At 69.2% G+C, this 25,683-nt stretch carries 25 protein-coding genes, 1 tRNA gene and 1 pseudogene; 7 read left to right on the forward strand and 20 right to left on the reverse strand.

What is annotated here, in order from left to right; genetic code table 11:
* Positions 1-82: 82 nt before the first annotated feature.
* The 4 genes from JOE46_RS12690 to JOE46_RS12705 all read right to left on the reverse strand — a co-directional run bounded on the left by JOE46_RS12690 (position 83) and on the right by JOE46_RS12705 (position 4,093).
* Positions 83-457 carry a glyoxalase superfamily protein gene (locus JOE46_RS12690; protein ID WP_097213936.1) on the reverse strand — a complete coding sequence of 125 codons (375 nt, stop codon included), beginning with the start codon at positions 455-457 and terminating at the stop codon, positions 83-85.
* 105 nt (positions 458-562) lie between these two features.
* Positions 563-2,077 (reverse strand): multicopper oxidase family protein, encoded by a 1,515-nt coding sequence (locus tag JOE46_RS12695; protein WP_245221037.1) that lies wholly within the window; start codon positions 2,075-2,077, stop codon positions 563-565.
* Between the two features lie 87 nt (positions 2,078-2,164).
* Entirely contained in the window at positions 2,165-2,950 is a 786-nt protein-coding gene (locus JOE46_RS12700) for a hypothetical protein (RefSeq protein WP_143548517.1), read from the reverse strand.
* A gap of 102 nt (positions 2,951-3,052) precedes the next feature.
* Entirely contained in the window at positions 3,053-4,093 is a 1,041-nt protein-coding gene (locus JOE46_RS12705) for an LLM class F420-dependent oxidoreductase (RefSeq protein ID WP_097213933.1), read from the reverse strand.
* A gap of 115 nt (positions 4,094-4,208) precedes the next feature.
* Here JOE46_RS12705 and JOE46_RS12710 point away from each other — a divergent pair, with 115 nt between their 5' ends.
* Complete coding sequence (locus JOE46_RS12710) at positions 4,209-4,856, forward strand: SDR family NAD(P)-dependent oxidoreductase (protein WP_209927454.1); 648 nt, start codon at positions 4,209-4,211, stop codon at positions 4,854-4,856.
* Here JOE46_RS12710 and JOE46_RS12715 read toward each other — a convergent pair.
* Positions 4,840-5,787, reverse strand: coding sequence for an NADP-dependent oxidoreductase (locus JOE46_RS12715; RefSeq protein ID WP_209927456.1), 948 nt, complete (start codon positions 5,785-5,787; stop codon positions 4,840-4,842). The genes JOE46_RS12710 and JOE46_RS12715 overlap by 17 nt on opposite strands.
* A gap of 50 nt (positions 5,788-5,837) precedes the next feature.
* On the opposite strand from JOE46_RS12715, the gene JOE46_RS12720 reads away from it, so the two are divergent.
* Together JOE46_RS12720 and JOE46_RS12725 are read left to right on the forward strand one after the other, a co-directional pair.
* Positions 5,838-6,233: a DUF6069 family protein gene (locus tag JOE46_RS12720; RefSeq protein ID WP_280923598.1), complete on the forward strand. Its 396-nt coding sequence runs from the start codon at positions 5,838-5,840 to the stop codon at positions 6,231-6,233.
* Positions 6,234-6,299: 66 nt separating this feature from the next.
* A tRNA-Arg gene (locus JOE46_RS12725) sits at positions 6,300-6,375 on the forward strand.
* A gap of 24 nt (positions 6,376-6,399) precedes the next feature.
* Here JOE46_RS12725 and JOE46_RS26975 read toward each other — a convergent pair.
* Positions 6,400-7,383 (reverse strand): TIGR03086 family metal-binding protein, encoded by a 984-nt coding sequence (locus JOE46_RS26975; RefSeq protein WP_209927458.1) that lies wholly within the window; start codon positions 7,381-7,383, stop codon positions 6,400-6,402.
* Between the two features lie 187 nt (positions 7,384-7,570).
* Here JOE46_RS26975 and JOE46_RS12735 point away from each other — a divergent pair.
* Positions 7,571-8,717, forward strand: a pseudogene (locus JOE46_RS12735) (lipase family protein).
* 19 nt (positions 8,718-8,736) lie between these two features.
* Here JOE46_RS12735 and JOE46_RS12740 read toward each other — a convergent pair.
* The gene (locus tag JOE46_RS12740) at positions 8,737-9,882 is read right to left on the reverse strand and encodes a serine hydrolase (protein ID WP_209927459.1); all 1,146 of its coding nucleotides are present in this window, start codon (positions 9,880-9,882) and stop codon (positions 8,737-8,739) included.
* Positions 9,883-9,943: 61 nt separating this feature from the next.
* Here JOE46_RS12740 and JOE46_RS12745 point away from each other — a divergent pair, with 61 nt between their 5' ends.
* The 3 genes from JOE46_RS12745 (at position 9,944) to JOE46_RS12755 (ending at position 12,333) form a co-directional block, all read left to right on the forward strand.
* Positions 9,944-10,444 (forward strand): esterase-like activity of phytase family protein, encoded by a 501-nt coding sequence (locus JOE46_RS12745; RefSeq protein WP_269588955.1) that lies wholly within the window; start codon positions 9,944-9,946, stop codon positions 10,442-10,444.
* 62 nt (positions 10,445-10,506) lie between these two features.
* Positions 10,507-11,403 (forward strand): transporter substrate-binding domain-containing protein, encoded by an 897-nt coding sequence (locus tag JOE46_RS12750; protein WP_373560294.1) that lies wholly within the window; start codon positions 10,507-10,509, stop codon positions 11,401-11,403.
* A 108-nt stretch (positions 11,404-11,511) separates the two neighbouring features.
* Positions 11,512-12,333, forward strand: coding sequence for a tyrosine-protein phosphatase (locus JOE46_RS12755; RefSeq protein ID WP_097213928.1), 822 nt, complete (start codon positions 11,512-11,514; stop codon positions 12,331-12,333).
* On the opposite strand, the gene JOE46_RS12760 is transcribed toward JOE46_RS12755, so the two are convergent.
* From JOE46_RS12760 to JOE46_RS12820, 13 genes are all read right to left on the reverse strand, one after another.
* Positions 12,330-12,770 carry an SRPBCC family protein gene (locus JOE46_RS12760; RefSeq protein ID WP_097213927.1) on the reverse strand — a complete coding sequence of 147 codons (441 nt, stop codon included), beginning with the start codon at positions 12,768-12,770 and terminating at the stop codon, positions 12,330-12,332. The two genes, JOE46_RS12755 and JOE46_RS12760, sit on opposite strands and share 4 nt — an antisense overlap.
* 31 nt (positions 12,771-12,801) lie before the next feature.
* Positions 12,802-14,436, reverse strand: a complete 1,635-nt coding sequence (locus tag JOE46_RS12765) for a cation acetate symporter (protein ID WP_097213926.1) — start codon at positions 14,434-14,436, stop codon at positions 12,802-12,804.
* Positions 14,433-14,795, reverse strand: coding sequence for a DUF485 domain-containing protein (locus JOE46_RS12770; RefSeq protein ID WP_097213925.1), 363 nt, complete (start codon positions 14,793-14,795; stop codon positions 14,433-14,435). Before JOE46_RS12770 ends, JOE46_RS12765 begins: the two co-directional genes overlap by 4 nt.
* A 203-nt stretch (positions 14,796-14,998) precedes the next feature.
* Positions 14,999-16,765, reverse strand: coding sequence for a cation acetate symporter (locus JOE46_RS12775; protein ID WP_269588956.1), 1,767 nt, complete (start codon positions 16,763-16,765; stop codon positions 14,999-15,001).
* An 18-nt stretch (positions 16,766-16,783) separates the two neighbouring features.
* A complete protein-coding gene (locus tag JOE46_RS12780; protein WP_373560293.1) occupies positions 16,784-17,158 on the reverse strand; it encodes a hypothetical protein in 375 nt (124 codons plus the stop codon).
* Positions 17,155-17,973 (reverse strand): LytTR family DNA-binding domain-containing protein, encoded by an 819-nt coding sequence (locus tag JOE46_RS12785; protein WP_209927461.1) that lies wholly within the window; start codon positions 17,971-17,973, stop codon positions 17,155-17,157. Before JOE46_RS12785 ends, JOE46_RS12780 begins: the two co-directional genes overlap by 4 nt.
* A gap of 43 nt (positions 17,974-18,016) precedes the next feature.
* Complete coding sequence (locus JOE46_RS12790; protein ID WP_097213923.1) at positions 18,017-19,219, reverse strand: sensor histidine kinase; 1,203 nt, start codon at positions 19,217-19,219, stop codon at positions 18,017-18,019.
* Positions 19,216-19,590 carry an MmcQ/YjbR family DNA-binding protein gene (locus JOE46_RS12795; RefSeq protein ID WP_077042704.1) on the reverse strand — a complete coding sequence of 125 codons (375 nt, stop codon included), beginning with the start codon at positions 19,588-19,590 and terminating at the stop codon, positions 19,216-19,218. Before JOE46_RS12795 ends, JOE46_RS12790 begins: the two co-directional genes overlap by 4 nt.
* A 44-nt stretch (positions 19,591-19,634) precedes the next feature.
* Positions 19,635-20,855, reverse strand: coding sequence for a lipase family protein (locus JOE46_RS12800; protein WP_209927463.1), 1,221 nt, complete (start codon positions 20,853-20,855; stop codon positions 19,635-19,637).
* A gap of 32 nt (positions 20,856-20,887) precedes the next feature.
* Complete coding sequence (locus tag JOE46_RS12805; protein WP_209927465.1) at positions 20,888-22,477, reverse strand: Na+/H+ antiporter; 1,590 nt, start codon at positions 22,475-22,477, stop codon at positions 20,888-20,890.
* A gap of 4 nt (positions 22,478-22,481) precedes the next feature.
* The gene (locus tag JOE46_RS12810; protein ID WP_209927467.1) at positions 22,482-22,865 is read right to left on the reverse strand and encodes a thiol-disulfide oxidoreductase DCC family protein; all 384 of its coding nucleotides are present in this window, start codon (positions 22,863-22,865) and stop codon (positions 22,482-22,484) included.
* Between the two features lie 22 nt (positions 22,866-22,887).
* A complete protein-coding gene (locus tag JOE46_RS12815) occupies positions 22,888-23,076 on the reverse strand; it encodes an antitoxin (protein ID WP_209927469.1) in 189 nt (62 codons plus the stop codon).
* 87 nt (positions 23,077-23,163) lie between these two features.
* The gene (locus JOE46_RS12820; protein ID WP_209927472.1) at positions 23,164-25,656 is read right to left on the reverse strand and encodes an HAD-IC family P-type ATPase; all 2,493 of its coding nucleotides are present in this window, start codon (positions 25,654-25,656) and stop codon (positions 23,164-23,166) included.
* Between the last annotated feature and the right edge of the window lie 27 nt (positions 25,657-25,683).

Here is a 25,683-nt window from a genome sequence, read left to right on the forward strand (position 1 = left end):
CTGCCCGGACCATTGTCCTGAATTTGCCTGCGCCCTGTCAGGGTCGAAGGTCACTCTTGCGGACCGATCGCTGTTGCGCTGGTCACCCGGCCGACGGGATCACGATTTCCTGGACCGCCCATTTGTTCCCGTCGGGATCGCTGAAGTACACGAAGTTGCCCCACGGCTGGCGGTCGATCGGGCTGATGTCGATGCCGCGGCTCTTGAACTCGCGCTCGGCTTCCTCGATGTCCTTGACCACCACCTGCATGCCGACGACCGAGCCGGGCTCGGCATCGGTGACGCCCTTGCCGATGCAGATCGAGCAGGCCGACCCGGGCGGCGTGAGCTGGACGAAGCGGAGGTCCTCGTTGACGGTGTGATCGTGGTCCGCGTTGAAGCCGAGCCGGACGTAGAACTCCTTGGCGCGGTCGATGTCGGTGACGGGGATCGCGACCAGTTCGAGCTTGATGTCCATGACCTGTCCTTCGTTTCGAATTGACTGAGCGACCCATCGAGTGTCGCGCGAATCGCGGTCAGGAACGGTCCTCATTCGTTTTCGACCCGGGCGTTTCGCAAATGTTCAGTGGTGACCACGCGCGGCGTCCGATGGCGGCGATGGCGGTTGCACCGGCAGCTGACCCGGTTCGACCACCACGAACTGCCCCATCAGCCCGTTGTCCTCGTGCCGGAGCAGGTGGCAATGGAACATGTACGGGGTCGACGGATCGGAGAAGTCGGTGAACCGCATCAACAGCCGCAGGGTCCGCCCTGGCGGCAGATAGACGGTGTCCTTCGGCCCGGTCAGCGCGGGATCGTCGGTGTCAAGAACCTGGAACTGCACGTCGTGGACGTGGAAGTTGTGCACTCCCCCGCTCACGTTGCGCACCTCCCAGACCTCCGTCGTCCCGATGGTGACCACCTCGTCGATCCGTCCCATGTCCATCGACTTCCCGTTGATCTGCGTCGAGCTGGTCAGGTCGAACTTTCGGGTCACGCTCGGCACCCCCAGATCGGCTTGCGCGGCAAGCGAACTCGGGACGTCGGCATTCGACTCGAGCCGGTCGGCCGCGCGCAGTTGCAGGATGTCCATGGTGTCCGACCCGCCTGCGAACCGGGTGCCCCAGAAGTCGGCGCCGAGGTCGGGCGGGGTACTGCGCAACACCGGCGAGGTGCCCGCCGGAACGGCGACCACGATCTCCGCTCGTTCACCGGGCGAGAGCTGAAGGCTGGTCATCTCAACGGGTTTCGGCAACAGACCGCCGTCGGTGCCGATGAGCGAGAACCCGAGACCGGTGTCGAACCCGAACCGGTACACCCGCGCGTTGGACGCGTTGAGCAACCGCAGCCGCAGCCGCTCGGTGGTGACGTCGAGGTAGGGTCCTGGGGTGCCGTTGACGAGCACCTCGTCGCCGAGCACCCCGGTGTCGCTGAACATCGCCGCACCGTCGTCGAGTCGGTCCCCGTCGAACTTCTTGTCCTGCACGATCACCGGGACGTCGTCGATGCCGTATCGGTCCGGCAGTACGGGCCCGGCCGGGTCGTCGATGAGGAACATGCCCGCGACGCCGCGGTAGACGTGCTCGGCGGTCGCCCCGTGCAGGTGCGGGTGGTACCAGAGCGTGGCCGCGGGCTGATCGACCGTCCACTGCGGTGACCAGGTGGTGCCGGGCTCGACCATCTGATGCGGCCCGCCGTCCATGGCCGCGGGCAGGTGCATGCCGTGCCAGTGCAGCGTGCTGGCCTCGTCCAGGCCGTTTCGCACGTTCATCCGGACCGGCTCGCCACGCTCCGCGCGCACCGTCGGGCCGAGGTAGGAGCCGTTCACGCCCCAGGTCTCGGTGCCGCGGCCGTGCCCGAGGTCGGTGGTGCCGCTGCGCAGTTCGAGATCGAACTCCCTGGTCCCGTCCGCGGCGGTCGTGGACGCGGCGAGCGGCGGGATCGCGAGCGGGCGGTCGAACCGCACCTGACCGGTGGTGTCAACCCGGGCGCTCTGCCACGCGTAGACGACACCGCCCGCCACGACACCGATCACGATGGCGGCGGCGGCGAACAGGCCACCGATCACCCGCAGCCACCGAACGCGTGTTTTCTCCATGCCACCGATGCTCGCCGGTCCGCCGTGCCGACACATCCAGGAAGGCACCCAGATTCGCACCCCGAGAAACCCCGAGTGGAGCCGACCTCAGCCCCGCTCGGCGTCGCCGAGGTAGTCGGTCAGGCGGCCCGCCCGTCGACCCGCCAGGAAGGCCGTGCCCCGGATCGCCGCGAACCAGGCGAGCACCGACACCACGCTCGCCGACACCACGAACCCGACCCGTCCGTCCGCAGTCAGCACCGCCCCGACGTCGAACGGCGGCAGCAGGTGGAACATCAACAGGGGCACCGCGAGGACCACCACGATCGCGGCCGGGAACACCCCATACGGCAGCACCACCAGGATCAGCCAGCGCGCGACGACCGACCGGAACCGGTGCCGGTTCGCCCACCGCCAACGCAGGGAACGCTGATGATAGGGGAAGACGACGCCGACCCAGCCGGACAGCGCCAGCGGACCGAGCGGGATCACGCACAGCCCGACCATCATCAGCAAGGCGAGCGTCAGGTCGTGTTCGAGGACCCCGAGGGCGAGGGCGACCGCCGTGCAGGCCGGTGCCACCATCAGCCACAGCACGATGGTCTTGGCCCGCAGCAGCCGTTCGAGCGCGGCACCGTCGGACAGCACGGTCAGCGCGTCGGCCGGGTCCTGTCCCAGCACATTGGTCGCGGACACGTCCGCGTACATCCATCCGGCCAGGGCGATCGGGAGGCCCCACGCGCCGGTGAAGTCGAACAGCCAGCTGCGCGGGATGACGAACCAGGCGACGCAGACGAGCGCCGCATTACCCAGCACCGTCATCGGCACCTGTGCGGGCCACCGCCACGCTCGCACCCACTCCGAACGAACGGTCGCGACCATCAAGGGGCGCATCCCCCGACAATAGGCACCCGCGGCCGGCCGTGCAGGCGCGTCGAGTGTGCAGCTCCCGTCGCGTCGCCCGAGTGGCCGCGACGGGAGCTGCACACTCGGCGGTCAGTCGACGAGCTTGCGGAACTGGTCGATCAGCGCGACGCGGCCGGCGGAATCGCCCGCCAGCGGGCTCACGGTCAGCGTGGTGACGCCCGCCTCGGCGAACGCCGCGACCCGCTCCTTGACGTAGCCGGCGGGGCCGATGAGGGAGATCGCGCGCACGAGCTCGTCCGGAACGGCCGCGACGGCCTCCGCCTTCTTGCCGGACAGGTACAGCTCCTGGATCGTGGCGGCCTCGGCCTCGTAGCCGTACCGGCAGGCCAGGTCGTTGTAGAAGTTCTTGCCCTTGGCGCCCATGCCGCCGATGTACAGCGCCAGGCTCGGCTTGACCCACTCCAGCAGGTGGTCGACGTCGTCGCCGATCGCCAGCGCGGGGCCCGCGTAGATCTGCAGCTCGCCAAGGCTGGGGTCGCGCTTGGCCTTGCCCTGCGCGAGGGACTCGCCCCACACGTCGTTCGCGCGCTCGGGATCGAAGAAGATCGGCTGCCAGCCCTCGGCGATCTCGGCGGTCAGCGCGACGTTCTTCGGGCCGAGCGCGGCGATGACGATCGGGATGCGATCGCGCACGGGGTGGTTGATCAGCTTGAGCGGCTTGCCGAGTCCGGTGCCCTTCTCCGCGGGCAGCGGGATCTGGTAGTACTTGCCGTCGTACTGGACCTTCTCGCGCCGCCACACCTGACGGCAGATGTCGACGATCTCGCGGGTCCGGCCGAGCGGGGCGGTGTACGGCACGCCGTGGAAGCCCTCGATCACCTGCGGTCCGGAGGCGCCGAGGCCGAGCACGAACCGGCCGTCGGAGACGAAGTCGAGTCCGGCCGCGGTCATCGCCATCAGCGACGGCGTCCGGGTGTAGATCTGGAAGATGCCCGACGCCAGCTCGATCGTCGAGGTCCTCGCCGCGAGGAAGCCGAGCTGGCTGACCGCGTCGTAGGAGTACGCCTCCGCGATGAACGCGATGTCGAGGCCGGCGCGCTCGAGGTCGGCGACCTCCGCGACGGTCTCGGCGAACCCGCCGCTGTAGGTGATCTGCATTCCGACTCGCACCCGGACACCTCTAATCGATTCGATGTGAATATCACCTCGCACCCTACGCAGTACCGCCGCGAAACCGAATGACAGAACCGACCGGCATTTGTGACCGAAGTTCTACGATCGCGCGGTGGTGAAGAGATCCCGGTTCGACTGGCAGCGCTCGCACGTCATCGTGACCGGCGGCTCGCAGGGCATCGGTGCCGCGGTCGCCCGCGCCGCGAGGGCCAGGGGCGCGGCGGTATCGGTCATCGCCCGCGGCGAGGAGCAGCTCCTGGCCACCGCCGAGCCGATCGGCGCGGCCTGGGCCTGCGCCGGGACCGCATTGCCGGGGCGATTCCTCGACGTACCGATCGACGAATTCGAGTCGCAGATGCGGCTGAACTACCTGGGCGCGGTGCACGCCGCGCGCGCGGTCCTGCCCGGGATGGTGTCCCGTGGGCGCGGCCACCTCGTGCTGACCAGTTCCACGGCGGGGGTGGTCGGAGTCGTCGGATATTCCGGCTACGGGCCGACCAAGGCCGCGGTGCACCAGCTCGCGCACTGTCTGCGCTACGAGGTCGAGCCCGCGGGCGTCACGGTCGCCGTGTTGTATCCCCCGGACACCGACACCCCCGGTTTCGCGGCGGAGAACACCCGCAAACCCCCGGAGACCGCGGCCGTGTCGGGCGCGATCGACCCGCTCACCCGGGTGCTCGTGCGGGCAGGCGGGATCGCAGAGCCCATACTGCGCCCGATCCTGGCCCGCACGATCCGGAGGGCTAGGGAATCAGGATGAACTTGCCGCGTGGATGCGGCCGCTGGAGCTCGGCGTGCGCGCGAGCCGCCTCCGTGAGCGGAAAGGTCTTGGCGACAACGACATCGAGGTCACCGCGCGCGGCCGTCTCGATCAGCCGGGGCCAGGCGGCCTCCCGGATCCCGGCGCTGTCGGGATTTCCTCCGCCGATCGCGACGAAGCCCTCCCCCTGTGCCCGTCCGAACGCGACGATGGTGACGATGCGCTTGCGGTCGGCGACCAACGCGAGCGAGACGTCCACCGCCTCATCGGTTCCGGCGGTGTCGAAGGCAGCGTCGACCCCGTTCGGGGCCAGCTCGCGGACCCGTGCTTCCAGCCCGTCCCCGTAGGTCACCGGGATCGCCCCGAGGCCACGCAGGTATTCGTGATTGTCCGCCGCCGCGGTTCCGATCACCGTGACGCCCTTGGCCACCGCCAGCTGCACGGCCAGCGAGCCGACGCCGCCCGCCGCCCCGTGGATCAGCAGGGTCTCGCCCTCCACTACCCCGGTCACGACGATCGCTTCGGACGCGGTGCCGCCCGTCACCAGCAGCCCCGCGGACTGCTCCCAGGTCAGAGCCTGCGGCCGCGGGTACACGGACTCGGCCCCGACCACGAGCCGCCGGGTGTAGGCGCCCTCGCCCGCATAGGTGATCACCTCGTCGCCGACAGCGACCGGGCCGGTGGGGCCGGCCGCACCCGGACTGACCGCGAGCACCACCCCCGAGGCCTCGATTCCCGGCCGGATCGGCAACCTGGATGCGTCGGCGCCGAAGGCGCCGCTGTAGAGCTTGTGGTCGATGGGATTCACGCCCACCGCGCGCAACTCGAGAAGCACCTGCCCCGGGCCTGGATCGGGCAGCGCCTCCTCGATCACCGTGAGGACCTCGGGTCCTCCGAACGCGTTCGCAACTACGGACTCGGTGGTGGTCATGATCACGGTAACCATCGGCCGCGGCGAGTGATTCCCGACACCCGCTTGACCTGAACAATTCGGTCCTCGCCGCGACGGCGGCGGCTGTGGTGGGCAATCTGGCGATCTACCTGGTCGCAGTGATCGCAGGCGGGTCACTGGAGGTCCTCGACAAGGGGACCGTCAACCCGATCCCCTCAGGCAGCATCGTGATGATCTCGGCGGTGCCGACCGCGATCGGCATGGGACCGGTCGCACTGCTGTCACTGCGGTGGCCCGCCGTGGTCAGGCTCGGCCAGGTGGTCGGCGCGGCGCTGCCCCTGCTCACCATCGCGCTCGCCGCGATGGTCGACACCGACGGCGTCACGAAGACCGCCCTGATCCTGATGCACGTGCTGATGGCGGCGGTGATCGTGGCGAGCCTCGAACTGCTCCACCGCCGAGTCGTCGGCCGGGCGAACGGCTAGGAATCAACCCGTACCCGCTACACTCCTACCGTGCAATACGGCCCGCAGGTGCTCTGCGGGTTGGATGCCCTCGTAGCTCAGGGGATAGAGCAACCCTCTCCTAAAGGGTAGGTCGCAGGTTCGAATCCTGCCGAGGGCACCACAGCGGACCGACAGCGACGCTCGATCAGGCCGGCTGCCGCCGACCCGTGAACGCGATGAGCTGCTCGAGCGGCCCCGCACCTTCCTCGACCGGCACCGGGTCCCCGAAGTCCCCACTCTCGCGCTGCGGCGGCCCGATGGCCGTGTTCGCCAGTCCCAGCACATAGCTCGCGAGCTGGTCGGGCACCTCGATCCCCTGCCCCGTCGCCACCGCGAAATCCCATGCGTGGACCAGGAATTCGATCGACAGGATGCTCACGGCCGTTGTCGCGGCCATCGGGGTCGAGCCAGGCGACACGGTGCCGTGGAGACCACGGCGGTGCCAACCTTCCGTAGCCGCCGCGGCGGCGTCGGCCACCCGCACCTCCACATCATCGTTCTCGTCAGCGACCGGCATCGTCGCACCCCCCGCCGACCCGAGGCTCGCGATCGACCCGAGCAGGTGCTCGGCCAGCGCGGCGACCGTGAAGTCGCGGCACGGGGTCCGACGGGGCATGTCGTCGGCGGTGAGACCGCGCAGCACTTCCTGCAGCACCACGAGCGTGGCTTCGGCGCAGGTGAGTTCGTCCGTCGGTTCGAGGGCGACCGCCCAGTCGTCTGGTCCCGCGTCGCCGCTGCGGGCGGCGACGGCCAGCCGGTCGAGGTAGTGATTCCACACCTCGGCATGGCTCGGCGCCTGCGCGTCGGTCAGGCCGTCGTGGACCCACCGGATCTCGGTCGAACCGTCATGTGGGGTCAGGGTCATCGCGACCGTCGAGCCACCCGGCGGCAGGTCGTCGCTGTCCTCCCACCACCACCGGAGCTTGAGTCGCTGACCGGGCACGACCTCTTCGAACGTGCCGGAAGCGGAGTGGCCGGGCACCACCGTCCATCGGTACCGCCCGCCCTGGCGCAGATCGACCCTCGCGGCCACGGTCAACCATCGTCGCAGCCGTTCCGGACGGCTGATCAGCTCGAACGCCGCGTCGGGCTCGAGCGCAACCTCGACGGTCCTGTCGAATTGCGTCACGGGTCTCCTTCCAGGCGACCCCCATCTATGAATATATCGCCGATGCGCCCGGATCGACCCCGAAACCGACCACCCGACTGGTTACCACCTGGACGGCAGACAAGGTGATCAGGGCGGGTTTTTTCGCCGCTACGCGCTGCCCACACGGGCTCCTTGGGTTAGCGTGTTACGCGTCTACCCGGGAAACCTGCTTGCGGGACTGGCCCTGCCCGCGACCGCCACACCGGCGGGACCCCTCTACCCCACGCCCGATCCGGACCCGTTCTATCTGGCCCCTCCCGACCTCGCGAATCTGCGTCCGGGCGATGTGGTCCGGGTCCGCCCCATCGACGCCTCGCTGTACGCGAACAGCGACGGCTGGCAGGTGGCGTTCCGCTCGACGAACTCCACCGGCAAGCCCATCCTTGGCATGACCACGGTGTTCCTGCCCCGCGGCATCAAGAATCCGCCGCTCGTGTCCTACCAGGCGATCATCAATTCTCTGGGCACCAAGTGCAACCCCTCGCGGGCGCTGTTCAACGGCGAGCTGAACGATGCCCCCGGCATGTATCTGCCGATCAACCGCGGTTGGGCGGTGTCGGTGCCCGACCACATCGGGCCGACCGGCGCCTACGGTGCCGCCAAGCTCGGCGGCCTGATCGCGCTCGACAGCGTCCGTGCCGTGCAGAAAGTGGCCGAGCTCGGTCTCGCGAACAGCCCGGTCGCGCTGGCCGGGTACTCCGGCGGCGGCATGGCGAGTGCATGGGCGGCGGCGCTGCAACCGACTTACGCACCCGAGCTGAAGCTCGCCGGGGTGGCCGCGGGCGGGATCCCGGCGGACCTCTGGGAAATGGTGCAGGGCCTCGGCCTCAACCCGCATCCGGGCTTCGGCCTCGCCTTCGCCGCGGCTATGGGACTCGAGCGCGAGTATCCCGACCGGCTGCCGGTCTCGGCGCAGCTGAACCCGACTGGCCTGTGGTTCCGCGACTGGGTGACCAACGAGTGCAGGCGATTCCTGTTCTTCCACGGCGTGTTCCGCAACGCGGAGCAGCTCGCCGCGTCGACCAGCCTGTTGGGAAGTCCGGAGGCACTCGGCGTCCTGCGGGAGAACAGCCTCCGCTACTACCCGACGATCCCGACCATGCCCATCTATCTGGCACGGCATGTACGACGGGCTCACCCCCTATGACGCGGTAGCCGATGTCGCGCACCGGTATTGCGCGGCCGGAGCACCCCTGACCTTCGTGCCGTACGACATCGCCGAGCACATGACCACCGCTGCGGCCGGCTTCGGCGACGCCTGGAACTACGTCGAGGCACGCTTCCGCGGGGAGCCGGCTCCCACGCGCTGCTGAGGTGGTCCGCACGCGATGCTCACGGCGCCGGGCACACCGCGGCAGTGAGTGCGCGACTGGCGGCGGGAGACCGCGCTTCATCGGTGAAATCCTGGTTCAGCGAGATGGTTACGGCCCGCCCGGTCGCCGGAACCACACCGGCATAGGTGATCGACCCGGAGATGCCTCCGCTGTGGCCCCAGAAGAACTGTCCGCAGGGCATCGATAGGCGCATCAACCCGAGACCGTATGCCATCGTGCCGCTTTCGCTGATGGACCGGACATCTTGCATCTCGGCCAATTGGGCTGGCGGAAGCAGTTTGCCGTCCAGGAGGGCGGCGAAGAAGCGGTTGAGGTCCGCGCCGCTGGCGACCATCGCGCCCGCCGCACCGGCCGCGGACACGTTCTGGCTGGTGTAGTCGGTCCGCCTGCCGCCGACCTCGGTGTAGCCGATGGGATGCGGGCCACGCATATCGGTTTCGTCCGGTGCCGGGTAGTAGGTGTCGTGGAGGCCGAGTGGCTCGACGATGCGACGGGTGATCTCCGCGCCAACAGAAGCGCCGGTGATCCTCTCGATCACCATCCCGACGATGGCGTAATTCGTGTTGGAGTATTCCCACTTCGCGCCGGGCTCGAATGCGGCGGGACCGGTCAGCGCGGCGCGCAGGACAGCGGCCATATCCGCGGTCTGCCACCGCGCCTGTTCGCTGAGGATCTCCATTTGCCAAGGCATCGGCGTCGCTCCGAACTCCGCCGCATACTCGGGGAGCCCGCTGGTGTGCTGCAGCAGATTTCGGATCGTGATCCGGTTCCCGTCGATACCCGGCCCATGCACCACTCCTGGCAGATACCGCTCCACCGGGGCATCCAGTTCGACCTTGCCCTCGGCCACCAACTGCAACATGACCGTCGCCACGAATGTCTTCGTGTTGCTGCCGATCCGGACCCGGGCATTGGCAGCGAACGGCTCACCGGTAGCCAGATCGCCGACACCCGCGGTGACCCGCCAACTGTGCCCCCTGTCGTCGATCACCGCCTCCGCACCCGGATATCCCAGCTGGACGGCATCATTCAGAGCCGCCGTGACCTGCTCCTTCCCCACTTCCCGCACTTCGGGCGCATCGTCCACACCGCAGGACGTCGCCGTCACCATCGCCGCCACCAGCACCGCAAGTTTCACCTTCACACCATCAAGCTACGAAGAACGGCCGTCTGTGATCAGACAGCCACCACCCGAATCTCGGGTGGTGCTGGCACCACCGTCCGCAAGCGCCGATCCCGACTTCGGATCCGCAATCCGCTCGCATCGGCCTGCCCGGCTTCGAGGCCATGACCGTCGACCGCGCGGGCACCACAGTCACCGCCGCGAGCGAGAACGCCCTGGCCCAGGACGGCCCGGCCATCTCGGATCAGGTGGGCAGCTCGTCCCGCGTCCCGCGTCCCGCGTCCTGCGCCTGGACCGGGCCACCGGCGCCGACCTCGGCGAGTTCGTCTACGAGGTCGACCCGGTACGCCTCGCGCCCGGCGAGGCGTTCACTCCCGTGTCGTCGGCGAACGGGATCGGCGAGATCCTGGCGATCGACGACTCCGACTATCTCACCGTGGAGCACAACGTCTCGGCGGCAGGTGGATTCTCGGGGAAGCTGTATCGGACCAGCATCCACGGTGCCCGAGAACGTCACGTGGCCGACGACAACTTCGGCATCGCGGGAAAGACCACGTTCCACCTGCTGACCGTCGGCCGCTGACATACCGACCGTTCCTATTGCTCTTGGTCCCTGATCCTGGGCACTATGACCGGGTGTCCAGAATCGGCCATCGCCCCGTCCTCGTCGCACTCGCCGCGGTGTCCGCGCTGATCCTCGGCGGGTGTTCCGCCGGGGCCGAGTCCGAGTCGGGGCCGACGTCGATTCCCGAGGCGTACACCAAGCTGCCCACCACCACGGCGGTCGGCAACTGCGGCCCGGGCAGCGGTGCCACCGTGACCGACGGCGCCCTCACCATCGCCACCGATTCACCGGCCTACGAGCCCTGGATCGTCGGCAACGACCCGTCGAACGGCAAGGGCTTCGAGGGCGCGGTGGCCCGCTCGGTGTCCGAGAAGCTCGGGTACCGACCGGATCAGGTCGAGTTCATCCGGGTGCCATGGGGCGACGCGATCGCGCCCGGTGAGAAGAACTTCGATTTCGACATCAACCAGGTCACCATCGTGGGCGACCGGCGCGACGCCGTCGACTTCTCGTCGCCGTACTACGCGGTGGCACAGTCCATCGTCGCGATGGGGGGCACCCCGGCCGCGGCGATCGATTCCCTCGACGGGCTCGCCCCCTTCCGGCTCGGCGCACAGAGCGGCTCCACCAGCCTGGCCTCGATCACCGGGACGATCCGGCCGTCCCAGCCGCCCGTCGAGTTCGCCACCAACGACGAGGCGAAGGCCGCACTGGCGGCCGGCACGATCGACGCCCTGGTCGTCGACATCTCGACCGGATTCCAGATCACCGCAACCGACCTGCCGAACAGCACACTGATCGGCCAGTTCCCGCGGCCGAACACGGTCACCGAGTTCTTCGGCCTGGTGCTCGAGAAGAACAGCCCGATGACGGCATGCGCCTCCGCGGCGGTCGACGCGCTCTACGCCGACGGCACGCTCGACCGGCTCGCCCAGACCTGGCTGACCGACACGGCCGGGGTCCCGGTCCTGAGCTGACGCAGGCGGATTCCGATCGAACGCCGGTGCCGGTCGTCGATCTGTCGTAGCCTCCCCTCGGATCCCGGCGGGACGACCGGGTGCGCAATCACGAGGGGGCGAACGGCGATGACACGCGGAGTTCGGGCACGGTTGATCGGTTCACTGCTGGCGGCGACGGTCGCGCTCACGCCCGGCCTGCTGGTCCCGGCGGCCGCCTCGGCCCAGCCCGCCGCCCCCGACGTCCAGCTCGAGGGCGCCAAGAACTTCCGGGACATCGGCGGCTACCTGACCGCCGACGGCCGCCGGGTGCGCGAGGACCTGGTGTACCGGTCGAACAGGCTGAGCAAGCTCACCGACTCCGACCAGGCGAAGCTCACCGCGGCGAACGTCACCCTCGACGTGGACCTGCGCAACGCCGTGGAGCGCAAGGACGAACCGGACCGGCTGCCCGCAGGCGTCGAGTACAAGGTCGCGGATGTGGTGAGCCTGAACAACGGGCTCGGGTTCCACGAATTCGTGCCGATCACCCTGGGGCGGGCCATCATCGACGCGGCCGTCAAGGGTTCCTCCGATATCGGCCAGAGCATCGGCTACCCGTTCATGGTCAGCTTCCAGGGCTCCGACGTCGCGTTCCGCGACCTTCTCACCGCGATCGCGCAGCAACAGAGCGGCGCGGTCGTCTACCACTGCAGCGCGGGCAAGGACCGTACCGGATGGGCGACCGCCGTCCTGCTGACCATCCTCGGCGTCCCCCGCGCGACGGTGAACGCGGACTTCCTGGCCAGCAACACCTTCCTCGGCCGCAGCGACGCCGTCGAGCAGTCCTGGCTCGACGCCGCGTTCGATCAGGTCAACCGGCTGTACGGCAGCTTCGACCGCTACGTGCGCGACGGGCTCCGACTGGATCAGCACACGGTGAACACGTTGCGGGCCAAGCTCCTGGTCTAGTCGACCTGGGCGTAGAGGGTGACGAACGTGCGCAGCGAGCCCTCGATGTCGCCCTTGAGGGCGCGGGCGACGCCGGACCCGATCGGGCCGAACAGCGGCGCCCCGCCGAGGTCGATGTTCAGACCGACCTCGGCGCCGTCACCCTTTGGCGTCACCGAGAGCGTGAGGTTCACCTTGACGCCGCCCTTGCCGTCGCCCTTCAGGAGCAGGGTCTTGGGCGGGTTGTACTCCTTGATGACCCACTTGATCCGATTCCGCATCCCCTTGACCGAGACCACCGACTCGGCGGTGGTCCCGGCCGTCAGCTGCTCGGGGATCTCCGAGCGCCACCCGTCGTGAATCGAGAGCCACTTCTCGAATTCCTCCAGAGCGCTTGCCTTCTCCCACGCTTCCTGCGGGGACAACGGCACATCGATCGACACCTTCAGCTTAGCCATTGACGAATCGTAGCGAACAGTCAACGGTCTGCTAGTGGGCGACGGCCTTCTCGACGCCCACCCCGGTCAGGGAGCGGACCTCCATCTCGGCCTGCTTGGCCGCGTTCTCCTGCTTGGCCCGGCCGACGTGGGTGCCGACGATGCCGAGCACGAAGGCGAGCGGGATGGAGACGATGCCGGGGTTCGCCAGCGGGAAGAAGTCGAAGTCGGCGCTCGGGAACATCGACGAGGCCTTGCCGGACACCGCGGGCGAGAACACGATCAGCACGAGGCAGCTGATCAGGCCGCCGTAGATGCTCCACAGTGCACCGGTGGTGTTGAACTTCTTCCAGAACAGCGAGTACAGCAGCGTCGGCAAGTTCGCGGAGGCCGCGACGGCGAAGGCGAGCGCGACCAAGAAGGCGATGTTCTGCCCCATGGCGAGGATGCCGAGGACGATCGAGACCATTCCGATGACCACCACGGTGATCCTCGAGACCCGGACCTGCTGCTCCTCGGAAGCCTTGCCCCGCTTGATGACACTGGCGTAGATGTCGTGGGCGAAGGAGGCCGAGGCGGTGATCGCCAGGCCGGCCACGACGGCGAGGATGGTCGCGAAGGCCACCGCCGAGATGACCGCGAGGAAGATGGTGCCGCCGAGTTCGAACGCGAGCAGCGGCGCGGCGGAGTTCTCCTTGCCCGGCGCCGCGAGGATCTTGTCGGGCCCGACCATCCGGGCGGCGCCGTATCCGAGCACCAGGGTGAACAGGTAGAACGCCCCGATCAGGCCGATCGCCCAGGTCACCGACCGACGGGCCTCCTTCGAGGTGGGCACGGTGTAGAAGCGCATCAGCACATGCGGCAGTCCTGCGGTGCCGAGCACCAGCGCGATGCCGAGGGAGATGAAGTCCAGCCGCGACATGGAGCTGATGCCGTACTTCGCGCCGGGCGCCAGGATGTCGCGGCCCGCGACCGCCTCGTTGGCGGAGCCGTTGACCATCGTCTGCGCGTCCGCGAGCAGCTGCGAGAAGTTGCCCTTCACCGCGAAGAGCACCAGCACGAACATGATCCCGGCGCCCAGGATGAGCAGCACGGCCTTGACCATCTGCACGTAGGTGGTGCCCTTCATGCCACCGATGAGCACGTAGACGATCATCAGCACCCCGACCACCGCCACGACGACGGCCTGGCCGACCTTGCCGTTGATGTTCAGCAGCAGGGCCACGAGTCCGCCCGCGCCCGCCATCTGGGCGAGCAGGTAGAACAGCGAGACCACCAGCGTGGACAGCGCGGCGGCCATCCGGACCGGGCGCTCCCGCAGCCGGAAGCTGAGCACGTCGGCCATCGTGAATCTGCCGGTGTTGCGGAGCAATTCGGCGACCAGCAGCAGTGCCACCAGCCAGGCGACCAGGAATCCCACCGAGTAGAGGAACCCGTCGTAGCCGTAGACGGCGATGGCCCCCGCGATACCGAGGAAGGAGGCGGCGGACAGGTAGTCGCCCGCGATGGCGAAGCCGTTCTGCGGGCCGGAGAACTGGGCGCCGCCGGTGTAGAAGTCGGACGCCTTCTTGGTGGTGCGGCTCGCGCGGATCACGATGGTCATGGTGATCACGACGAACGCCACGAAGATCGCGATGTTCAGTGCCGGGTTGCCGACCGAGGCCGTACCCGCTGCCAGAGTGGTCACTTGGCCGGTCCTTCCAGCTCTTCGCGGATCGCGGTGGCGCGGGGATCGAGCTCGCGGTTCGCGAACCTCACATAGAGCGCGGTGATGACGAAGGTCGACACGAACTGGCCGAGCCCGAGGATGACACCGAGATTGACGTTGCCGATCACCTTGGTTGCCATAAAGTCGGTCGCGTAGGTGGCCAGCAGCACGTAGGTCGCGTACCAGGTCAGGAAGAACGCGGTCATCGGGAAGACGAAGCGCCGCAGCCTGCTCCGCAACTCCTGGAACTCGGGACTGGCCTGCATGTCGATGAAGGCCTGCGCGTCCGGGGTCGGCCGCTCGGGCGACCTCTCCGGGATCAGGTCGGCTGTGGTCACTGCGGACTCCTCGGTCAGTGGTGGCCAGATCCCGTGAGGACCGGCAGGTCACAGACGTTAATGAGACACAGGTCACAGAGACAGCCTGTGGCGACGGTCACACGCCGAACCGTCGGATCTCGCGCCGGACGGTCGTCACCACACGACGAACGGCGGCTGCGCCGCCCGTGCGCGGTTGACGAGTCCAGAGACTCGTCAACCGCTCACAGGGACCGGAGGTCCCCTTCCCGGTCCCTGCCGACGCCGAGCCGTTCCGGCGCGTGCATGCGGGCGAAGGTCCGGCCGACGTCCTGGGGCACCCGGCCGCGGGTGACCCGGCTGACGAGCACCATGACCAGGAACGCCAGCGGCACGCTCACCGCCGCCGGATAGCCGACAACAGCACCGGGCCAACCGGTATGCGTCCAGTCCGCCCAGCCGCCCGGCGCCCCTCCGACCGCGGTCAGCAGGGCGGCGGCCCCGGCCACCAGGCCACCGGTGACCATGCCTGCCGCCGCCCCGACCGCCGTCAGCCCACGCCACCAGATGCCCAGCACCAGCAGCGGGCACAGGGTGGACGCCGCGACGGCGAACACCAGCCCGACGGTCCGGGACAGGTCGACGGACACCATGCCGAGCGCGAGCAACAGCGGCACGACGCCCGCCAGCACCGCCGCCACCCGGAAGTCGCGGACCCGGCCGCGCAACACATCGGTGCTCAGCACGCCCGCGACGCTGACCAGCAGCCCCGAGGAGGTCGACAGGAACGCGGCGATCGCCCCGGCCGCGACGAGTGCGGCCAGCAACTGGCCGCCGGGACCGGACAAGACCGACCCGGGCAGCAACAACACCGCCGCATCCGAGGTGCCGGTGATGAGCAGCTGCGGCACCCACAACCTCGCGAACACCCCGAGCAGGGTCGGGAACAGGTAGAACACGCCGAGCAGCCCGATCACCGCCAGCGAGGTCCTCCTGGCCGTCCGGCCGTCCGGGTTGGTGTAGAAGCGGACCAGCACGTGCGGCAGCCCCACCGTGCCGAGGAAGATCCCGATCATCAGCGAATACACCTGGAAGAGCGGGTGCTCGCCGCCGAGCCCCGAACCGGGCTCGAGCCAGTCGGCGTCCGTGGCGGGGGCACCCGCGACCACCGGCACCGGCGAGCCCGCCTCGAGGACCAGCGCGGTGCCCGCGCCCAGTTCGTGTTCACCCGGCCCCAGGGTGACGATGCCGTCCACGTCCGCGCCGTCGAGGGTTCCGTCGACGCCTGCGGCGATCGGCCCCGACACCTGGACGACGACATCGGTGGTGATCTCCACCGTGGTGCGCTCCCCCACGGTGGGCGGCGCGGGTGCACCGAGATCGTGCTCCTCACCGAGGAAGTGCACCGCGAGCACCAGGGCGGGCACCGCGACCGCCGTGAGCTTGAGCCAGTACTGGAATGCCTGCACGAAGGTGATCGAGCGCATCCCGCCGCCGACCACGTTGGCGATGACGATCAGCGCGACCGCGACCGCGCCGACCCAGGTGGGAATGCCCAGCAGGATGCCGACCGTCAGGCCCGCGCCCTGGAACTGCGGGACCATGTACAGGATGCAGATCACCGCCACGACCACCATGGCGAGTTTGCGCAGTCGCGTTGAGCCCAAACGGAACTCGGCGAAGTCGGGGACCGTGTAGGCGCCGGATCTGCGCAGGGGCGCGGCCACGAACAGCAGCAACCCCAGGTAGCCCGCCGTGAAACCGACCGGATACCAGAGGGCGTCCGCACCGTACTTGGCGATCAACCCGGCGACACCCAGAAAGGATGCCGCCGAAAGGTATTCACCGGAGATCGCGGCGGCGTTCCAGCGTGGACCGACGCTGCGGGAGGCGACCAGGAAGTCCGAGGTGGTGCGCGCCAGCCGGACCCCGTAGATGCCGATGGCCACCGTCACCACCGCCGCGGCCAGCAGGCCGAGCACCGTTGCCACCGGGATGGGCTCTCCGGACACCGTGGCCACCAACCGCGCTCAGTCGTCGGCCAGGTCGACGAACTCTTGCTCGTTGCGCTCCGCGCGCCCGATGTAGAGCTTGCCGACGATCAGCAGCACCGGGTACACCAGGACCCCGAGGACCAGCCAGGGCAACCGGATCCCGAGCACCTCCGCCTCCGCGAGCCCGGGGAACGCGATGATCAGCAGCGGCACCGCGGACAGCAGCCCGGCGGCGAGCAGGGCGAGCCGCAGGGCCAGCCCCAGCTGGGCGCGGACCAGCCCGCGGATCATCGCGTCGCCGACCTCGGTCTGCTCCTGGACCTCCACCCGGGTGCGCACGATCCTGGCGCCGTGCCTTTTGGCCAGCACCACCCGCTCCCTCGCCCTCGGCGCTCCCCCTGGCGCGGTCACCGGGCGGTCCAGCTCTGCCGCGGCGCGCGCACCAACCGATCCTTGAGCTCCCTGGTGTGCCGCCTGCTCACCGGCAGCTCGACGGCCGGTCCGTCGCCGACGGCCCGCAGACACACCACCGTGCCGTTACCGACGCTGCGGATCCCCGTGACCAGTTGCAGCGACACCAGGTACGAGCGGTGCACCCGCAGGAATCCGGCCTGTTCCCAGCGGCTCTCCAGGGCCGAGATCGGGATCCGCACCAGATGCGACCCGGTCGCCGTGTGCAGCCTGGCGTAGTCGCCGTCGGCCTCCACCCAGGCCACCGCGGACCGGGGGACCAGGGTCGTGTGGCCGCCCAGTTCGACCGGGATCACCTCATCCGCGTCCGGTTCGGGCCTGCCCGCGCCCGCACGCTCGTGTTGCTGTTTGAGCGCGACGATCCTGCGGACCGATTCCGCCAGCCGTTCCTCACGCAACGGCTTGAGCAGGTAGTCGACGGCCCCGAGGTCGAAGGCCGCGACCGCGCGATCGTCGTGCGCGGTCACGAACACCACCGCGGGCGGGTCGGCGAATGCGGCGAGCACCCCGGCCAGCTCCAGCCCGTCGAGGCCGGGCATGTTGATGTCGAGGAACACCGCGTCGATGGCCGCTGACCTGCCGAGACGATCCTTGATCACCCGCAGCGCGGTGGTGGCATCGCCCGCGGTGAGGATGTCGCCGACCGCCTCCTGGGCGCGCAACAAGTAGGCCAGCTCGTCGAGGGCGGGGCGCTCATCGTCGACGGCAAGCACGGTCAGCGGGGCGATCGTCGGCCCATCGGAGTTCTGCGTCACAACGGAACCATCGTGCCATGGGTGAATCCCCCCGCCGTCACACTCAGGCCCGGATTCCCGGACGGAACTTCGGCACCCGCATGCTCACCTTGGTGCCCGCGCCCGGCGCCGTCTCCACCACCAGCCCGTAGTCGTTCCCGAACGCGGCGCGCAGTCGGTCGTCCACGTTCGCCAGGCCGACGTGCGCCGATTCCCTGGCACTCGGCCGGTCGCCGCCGGACTCGATCGCGTCCAGCGAGCCCGAGCGCAACAGTTCGGGATCCATGCCGACGCCGTCGTCCTCCACGCTGATCACGCAGTCGGTGCCCTCGTCCGCCGCGACGATGCTCACGGTTCCACCCTGAGGCTTACTCGAGATCCCGTGCCGCACGGCGTTTTCCACCAGGGGTTGCAATGCAAGGAACGGCAGCACGACGCCGAGCACCTCCGGGGCGACCTGCAGGCGTACCTCGAGGGCCTTGCCGAACCGGGCCCGCTCGAGGGTCAGATACCTGTCGATATTGCGCAGTTCGTCGGCCAGCAGGGTGTACTCGCCCGCGGACCGGAACGAATACCGGGTGAAGTCGGCGAACTCGAGGATCAGCTCCCTCGCCCGGTCCGGATCGGTGCGGACGAAGGACGCCACCGTGTTGAGCGCGTTGTAGATGAAGTGTGGGCTGATCTGCGCGCGCAGGGCGCGCACCTCGGCCCGGTCCAACCGCGCCCTGGACGTGTCGAGCTCGGCCAGCTCGATCTGGCTGCACGCGTATCGGGCAACCTCCGTGATCGCACCCAGCAGGCCGGGGCCGGGCGCACCCGCGGTCACCACGCCCATCACCCCGACCACCCCGGAATCCTCGATGAGCAGCGGTTGGGCGATCAACGCCCCGACCTCGGGCTTGCCGAGTTCGGCCGATTCGACCAGTACCCGTCGCTCACCGGCGACGGCCCGGAGCCCGGCCTCCCGGAACCGCTCGGCCAGGCCCGCGTGTGGTCCGTGCCAGGCCAGCAGCGCCCCGTCCGCGGAGGCCAGCGCCACCGCATCCGCACCGGTCAGTGCCTGCAGGTGAGGGGCGGCCTCGGTGGCGGACGTGGCGTCGAGGCCGCGGCGCAGCGGTTTCGCGGCGAGGGCGGCCGTGTGCAGGGTGGCGTGCACGGCTCGCTCCGCAGGCGTGGTGAGTGTTCTGCGGCCGCGCAGCCACCACGCGCCGAGTGCGAGGGCCGCGGCGACGATGACCAGCAGAACCGCGGCGGTGGTGCCGGTCACCGGTCCCGGCTCTCGTCGAGCAGGGCGAGCAGCTTCCGCGGGGCGACCGTGCGGTACGCGTCCTCGACGATGTCCGCGATGTCGTCCCACTCCTGCGGACGGTCGAGGTACACGCCGATCCAGCCGCGCCCGCCCACGTAGGGCGGCACGAAGAAGCGCTCCGGGTCACGGGCCACCCAGTCCGACTGCGCCCCGGCGGGCGCCGCCGCCCAGAAGGCCAGCCGGTCGTCGTGATGGTGGTCGGACAGGGTCGCGAACTGCGGGGCCTTGCGGACGAACCAGGCCGGTTCGCCGTGGCTGATCCGCTCCGTCGCCTCGGGCATCCGCAGGCACAGCTCGCGGAGCCGGTCGAGCGGGCTGGTCGCGGTCATGGGTAAACGCTACGACAGCCGGGCGGTCGCCGACCGCGAGACGCTCACGGGGTGCCCGGACAGCTGTTCGGCGCGGACACCCCGGCGAACCGGTCCGCGATCCAGGCCACCGCCCCCGGGGTGGCCCGCGGATCGGCATGCCCCTCACCCGGCCGCGACTCCAGCGCGATCACGTCGCCGAGGGCACAGGCCTTCGTCACTGCCGCCCTTGTCCAGTCCGCAGGGATCAGATCGTCGGTGTCCCCGACCACCACCAGCATCGGCGCCTCGGTACGTTGCTGAGGCAGCGCGATCCGCTCCAGCCACGCCCGCATCCGATCGGTGTCGGCGGTGGTCAGCGGGAGGCTGTCGGCCCGGGTGATCTGCACCGCCGCATCCCATTTCCGCTCGGCCGCCTGCGGGGCGCACGACATCGAGGTCTCGCGGCTGTCGGCCAGTGCGCCCCGGATGTAGTTCGCCGGATCGAGGCCGGCGTGCTGCGCCTCGCCGCCCGCGAGCAGCATCGGCAGGAAGATCTGTTGCGGCAGCGTCAGCGAGATTCCACCGAGATCGTCGGCGATATGCGACAGGTCCGCTGCCGGGGACAGGTTTGCCGCGCCGACGAACTCGAGCCCGTCGCCGTATCCGACCGCGTGTTCGGCCGCGGACCACGACGCCTGACCACACTGCGAGAGGCCGAGCGCCGCCCAGCGGTTCGAGGTGCTCGGCACCGCCGCCCGAGCCGCCCGGACCCCGTCGATCAGGTTGTAGGCGGCGGACTTCGGCTCCAGGTACGGGTGCGGTCCCGGTGTACCGAGCCCCTGGTAGTCGGACGCGACGACGACATAGCCCCGCTCGAGCAGCGCGGTGACCATACCGACGGCCCCGAGCAGGTCGGGATACTGCGAGGGCGCACACTCGTCGGTGACGCCGGTGGTGCCGTGCCCGACGGTGACGATCGGCCACCCGCGCTCCGGCGCGGCGCCAGGCGGGACGAAGACCGTGCCGGACACCTCGGTTCCGCCGCCGTCCAGGCCCGAGGTGGAGCGGTAGACGAGCTTGCGGGCGGTGACCGGGCCGTGCGGACTCACCGCCGCGGTCTCGGCGAGCGACTGGTCCTCGATCAGCGCCCCTCGCTCGTCGCCGACGGGCGCAGGGGCCGACGCGATCGCGGCATCCGCGGCCGAGGTCGTGGCGTCGCGCACGGACTCGGCGGGGGCATCGGAGCAGCCGGCGGCGAGCGCCACACACGCGATCGCGGCGAGGATCACCTTGGTCCGGTTCACGATCCGATTGTGCCCGAGCTGCGCCCGTGTGCTCACCACCGCGACCGCCGCACCCTCGACTCCGCCGCGACCTCTTCGATGTCGAGCCCGTCGAGCACGTACCTCAGCACCTCGTCGTCGAGTTCGCCCGCATTCCTGGCCGCGATCAACGCCGCCCGCTGGTCCTGGAGAACCCCGCGGCGCAGCCGGTTGAACACTGCACTCGCCCGTAGTGTCTTGGCCTCGTGTTCGCTGACCTCCTCGGCCCGATCCACGTTCGCCCTTGCCTCGGACACCCGCTGCACCCGCTGCACCAGCGCCGACAGCTCCGCGGTCGGCATCCCGGCAGGCGGATCCCGCAGCGCCTCCTCGAGGAACTGTGCGGCCGCATCGTGAGAGATCCTCCGCGCGAGCATCATCTGCTCGCCCTGGCGCCGGTCCTCACCCGGATCGGCCACGTCGAGCCGCCGGATCAGCAGTGGCAGCGTCAGGCCCTGGATCAGCAGTGTCCCCACCGCCACGGTGAAGGCGACCGCCACGATGACGCCTCGTCCGGGGAACGGATCACCCGCCAGGGTCGTCAGCGGCACACCGGACGCGGCCGCGAGGGTGACGACGCCGCGCATCCCCGCCCAGGAGATCACCAGGTTCTGACGCCAGCCCTCACTCCTCGCCTGGGTGGCGAAGATCCACACGGGGCGGATCAGGATCACCAGGGCGAGGATCGCCAACCCGTAGGCGAAGATGTGGTGGACGGGGAGCCCCTCGTCCCGGACGTCCTCGATGACGAACCGCAACTGCAATCCCATGTAGGCGAAGACGAAGGTCTCCATCACCAGGTCGATCGTCGGCCACACCGCGCTCTCCTGGAGGCGGGTGGAGACGGACTCGTCCCCTACATCGCGCCCGAGGACGAATCCCGCCGTGACGACGGCCAGCACCCCGGAGGCGTGGATCTCCTCTGCCGCGAAGTACGCGGCGAACGGCAGCAACAACCCCAGCACGGTCTCCATCGGCGGGTCCACGATCCGCGCGCGGACGAACCGGACCGCGAACGAAAGAACAAGCCCGACAAGGACTCCGCCCACGACCTCGTACAGGAAGTACAACACCGGCGAGCCGATCGCGATCTTCCTGCCGGTGACCGCCGCGGTCGCAAGGGCGAACAGGGTCAGCGCCGCAGCATCATTGACCAGGGACTCGCCCTTGAGGATCGCCATCATGCGACGAGGCAGCCCGAGCTTCCGGCCCACCGCGACCGCGGCCACGGCATCGGGCGGTGCCACCACGGCACCGAGAACGAGCGCGGCCCCCAGGGTCAGCTCCGGCACCAGCCAGTTGGCGAACCATCCGACAGCGAAGGTGGTGACGACGACCATGCCGATGCCGAGCCGCAGGATCGGGGCGAGATTGCGCCGAAAGGTGCTGAACGAGAAGTCGAGTGCCGCCGAGTAGAGCAGCGGCGGCAGGACGACGCCGAGCATCAGCTCCGGCGAGAGCTCGAGGCGCGGGAGTCCGGGGATGAACGAGGCGGCGCCTCCGATGGCGACGAGCACCAGGGGGACCTGGAGATCGAACCGCTTGGCGAAGCCCGTCACGGCCATGGCGACGATCACGACGAGGAACAGCCAAGTGACCGTCATCGGCCTAGTTCACCGCGCAGCTTCCGCCCTTACCCGGCAGCCGATGCCTGTTGGCCGCCACCCAGCGGTACAGGAGGTCCTGGAGTTGGCGAATGCCCCAGATCCTGTAGACGAACAAGGGGATTCGGGTGCCGAGCACCCCCGAGAGCGCGGCGTTGATCGCGCCCGCACCCGCGTATCGGTCACCGCGCGAATCCACCGCCCAGGCCTGCTCGAGCGCGGCCTCGGTGTTCACTCCGAATCTCTCCGGCGCGCCCCGCTGCTGCAGCGCGACGGCGCTGACCCGACCGCGGCGGTCGATGCGGTCGAGGAAGTTCGCGCTACGTACACAGAAGCCGCAATCCCGATCGAACAGCAGCTCCACCGTGTACGGGGAATGATCGGGCATTGCGGCTCCTGTTCGCGATCGGCTATTCGTTCGGGATGATCTTCTTGGCCGCATCCTGGGCCTTGTCGACGTGCTGGGCGTACTTGCCACCGGTCTTCTCGTCGATGAAATCGCCTGCCTTGTCGACGGCGTCCTCGATCTTGTCGGAGTGCTGGGCGGCGGCCTGCTTGCCCTTGCCGAACAGCCCCTTGAGGGTCTCCATGAAGCTCATAGCGTCTCCTCTTCCGGTGCCGACCAGGCACCTTGGGTCGCCGGGGCGTTCCCCCGCTTCGACCCCAGTCTCACAGAGATCCCGTGGTCACGCCACAGGATCCGGGCCATTCGAGCCGGTCACGCCGCCGACATCCGGCGCTGCGAACAGCCGCCGCTTCTCGCCGTGGATCGCACCGGAGACCCACCACGCCACCTCCACCAGGACGATGCCAACCGCGCCGCAGACGAGCGCGGTGGTGGTGGCCGCCACGTCCGATGGATCGAGTTTGAAGAACTCACGGGTGAAGGGCAGCGCGAACAGGACGAGATATCCGCCCACCGACCCGGCGATCAGCAGCACCTTCCACCACGTGTACGGCCGCGCCACGATGGCCAGCACCCAGAGCGCGATCATGATCAGGGTGATCAGGGCCGTGGTCCCGGCCTGCACCCGCTGCGTCTCCGTGGCCTCCGGCCCCGCGTACACCAGGGCATACGAGACAAACGTGGCCACGCCGATGACCAGGCCGGACGGCACCGCGAGCCGCATGACCCGCGGGACGAATCCGCTGCGCGCCCGCTCGTTGTTGGGCGCCAGCGACAGGATGAACGCCGGGATACCGATCGTGAACCAGGCCGCGATCGTGACGTGCCGCGGCAGGAACGGGTAGGGCATCGGCTCGAAGTCGAAGAACTCCGAGAGCACCCCCGACAGCCCGACGAGCAGCGCCAGCAACACCGAGTACACGGTCTTGGTGAGGAACAGGTTCGAGACGCGCTCGATGTTGCCGATCACCCGGCGTCCCTCGGCGACCACGTACGGCAGGGTGGCGAACTTGTTGTCCAGCAGCACGATCTGGGCGACCGCCCTGGTCGCGGGGCTGCCCGAGCCCATCGACACCCCGATGTCGGCGTCCTTGAGCGCAAGCACGTCGTTGACGCCGTCGCCGGTCATGGCCACCGTGTGACCACGTGACTGCAGCGCCCCGACCATCTCGCGCTTCTGGTCCGGCCGCACCCGGCCGAAGGTGGTGGCCGTGTCCAGGGTGTCGGCCAGCGCCTCCCGATCGGTCGGCAGCTCCCTCGCGTCGATCGGACGGTCACCGCCGGGCAACCCGAGCGAATCGGCAACCGCGCCAACGGAAACCGCATTGTCCCCGGAGATCACCTTGACCGCCACGCGCTGATCCGCGAAGTACTCGAGGGTCTCCCTGGCGTCGGGCCGCACCCGCTGCTCGAGCACCACCAGCGCCGCAGGTGTCACCCGACCCGGTGCAGCGGAGTCGTCCACCGGCAGGTCACTGCTGCCGAGCATGAGCACTCGCAGGCCCTTCGAACCGAGCTCCTCGGCCTCACGGGCGGTGTCGGTCTCCGGGTCGAGCAGCACGTCGGGTGCGCCGAGCACCCAGTTCCCGTTGTCGCCGTAGGAGATACCGCTCCATTTCTTGGCGGAGGTGAACGGTGCGATGCCCGTGCTGGTCCAGCCGGGATCGCCGTCACAGGATTCCGCGATCGCCAGCATGCTCGCGTTCGGACGGGGGTCGCTGCCCGCCATCGCCGCCAGCGCATCGCGGGCCGAGGCCTCGTCCCCGTCGAGGGAACGCAACTCCGACAGCCGCATGCCGTTCTCGGTGAGCGTGCCGGTCTTGTCCGCGCACACCACGTCGACGCGGGCGAGCCCCTCGATCGCGGGCAGTTCCTGCACCAGGCACTGCCTGCGCCCGAGCCGGACCACGCCAACCGCGAAGGCCAGTGAGGTCATCAGCACCAGGCCCTCCGGCACCATCGGGACCAGTGCCGCGACCATGCCGTTGAGCGCCGCGGGCAGATCCTGCTCACTGACGAACAGCTGGTTGTAGATGATCAGCAGGCCCGCCGGGATCATCAGGTACGTGATGAACTTGAGGATCTTGTCGACGCCGCTGCGCAGCTCGGAGTGCACCAGTGTGAACTTGCTCGCCTCCGCCGCCAACTTCGCCGCGTAGGCATCCTTGCCGACCTTCGTGGCCTGGTAGGCACCGCTGCCGGACACCACGAAACTACCCGAGAGCACCTGCTCGCCCGGCCGCTTGTGAACGGGGTCGGCCTCGCCGGTCAGCAGCGATTCGTCGACCTCGAGGACCTCGCCCTCGACCACGGCGCCGTCGACCACGATCTGGTCGCCCGCGCCCAGTTCGATGATCTCGTCGAGAACCACCTCGTTCGGCGCCACCGACACCGCTACGCCGTCGCGTCGGACCTGGGGCTTGGCCTGGCTGACGATCGCCAGCTTGTCGAGGGTCTGCTTGGCCCTGACCTCCTGGATGATGCCGATCGCGCTGTTCGCGATGATCAGCAGGCCGAACATGCCGTCGATCACCGAACCCGTGGCCAGCACGATGATCAGCAGCACGCCGAGGATCGCGTTGATCCGGGTGAACACGTTGGCGCGGACGATCTCCTTGACCGACCGGCTCGCGCGACCGGGCACGTCATTGGTCTGCCCGTCCGCAACCCGGCGCGAGACCTGCGCCGCGGTCAATCCGGTCGAGACGTCGACCTCGCTTGCCGTCAGTGTCGCGACCGTCACACCGTCGCCGGAATTCTCCTCGGGGGCCATGCCGCCAGGCTATGCCAGACCCGGGGA

Source organism: Rhodococcus sp. PvR099, from assembly GCF_017833315.1.
Lineage (GTDB): Bacteria > Actinomycetota > Actinomycetes > Mycobacteriales > Mycobacteriaceae > Rhodococcus_G > Rhodococcus_G oryzae.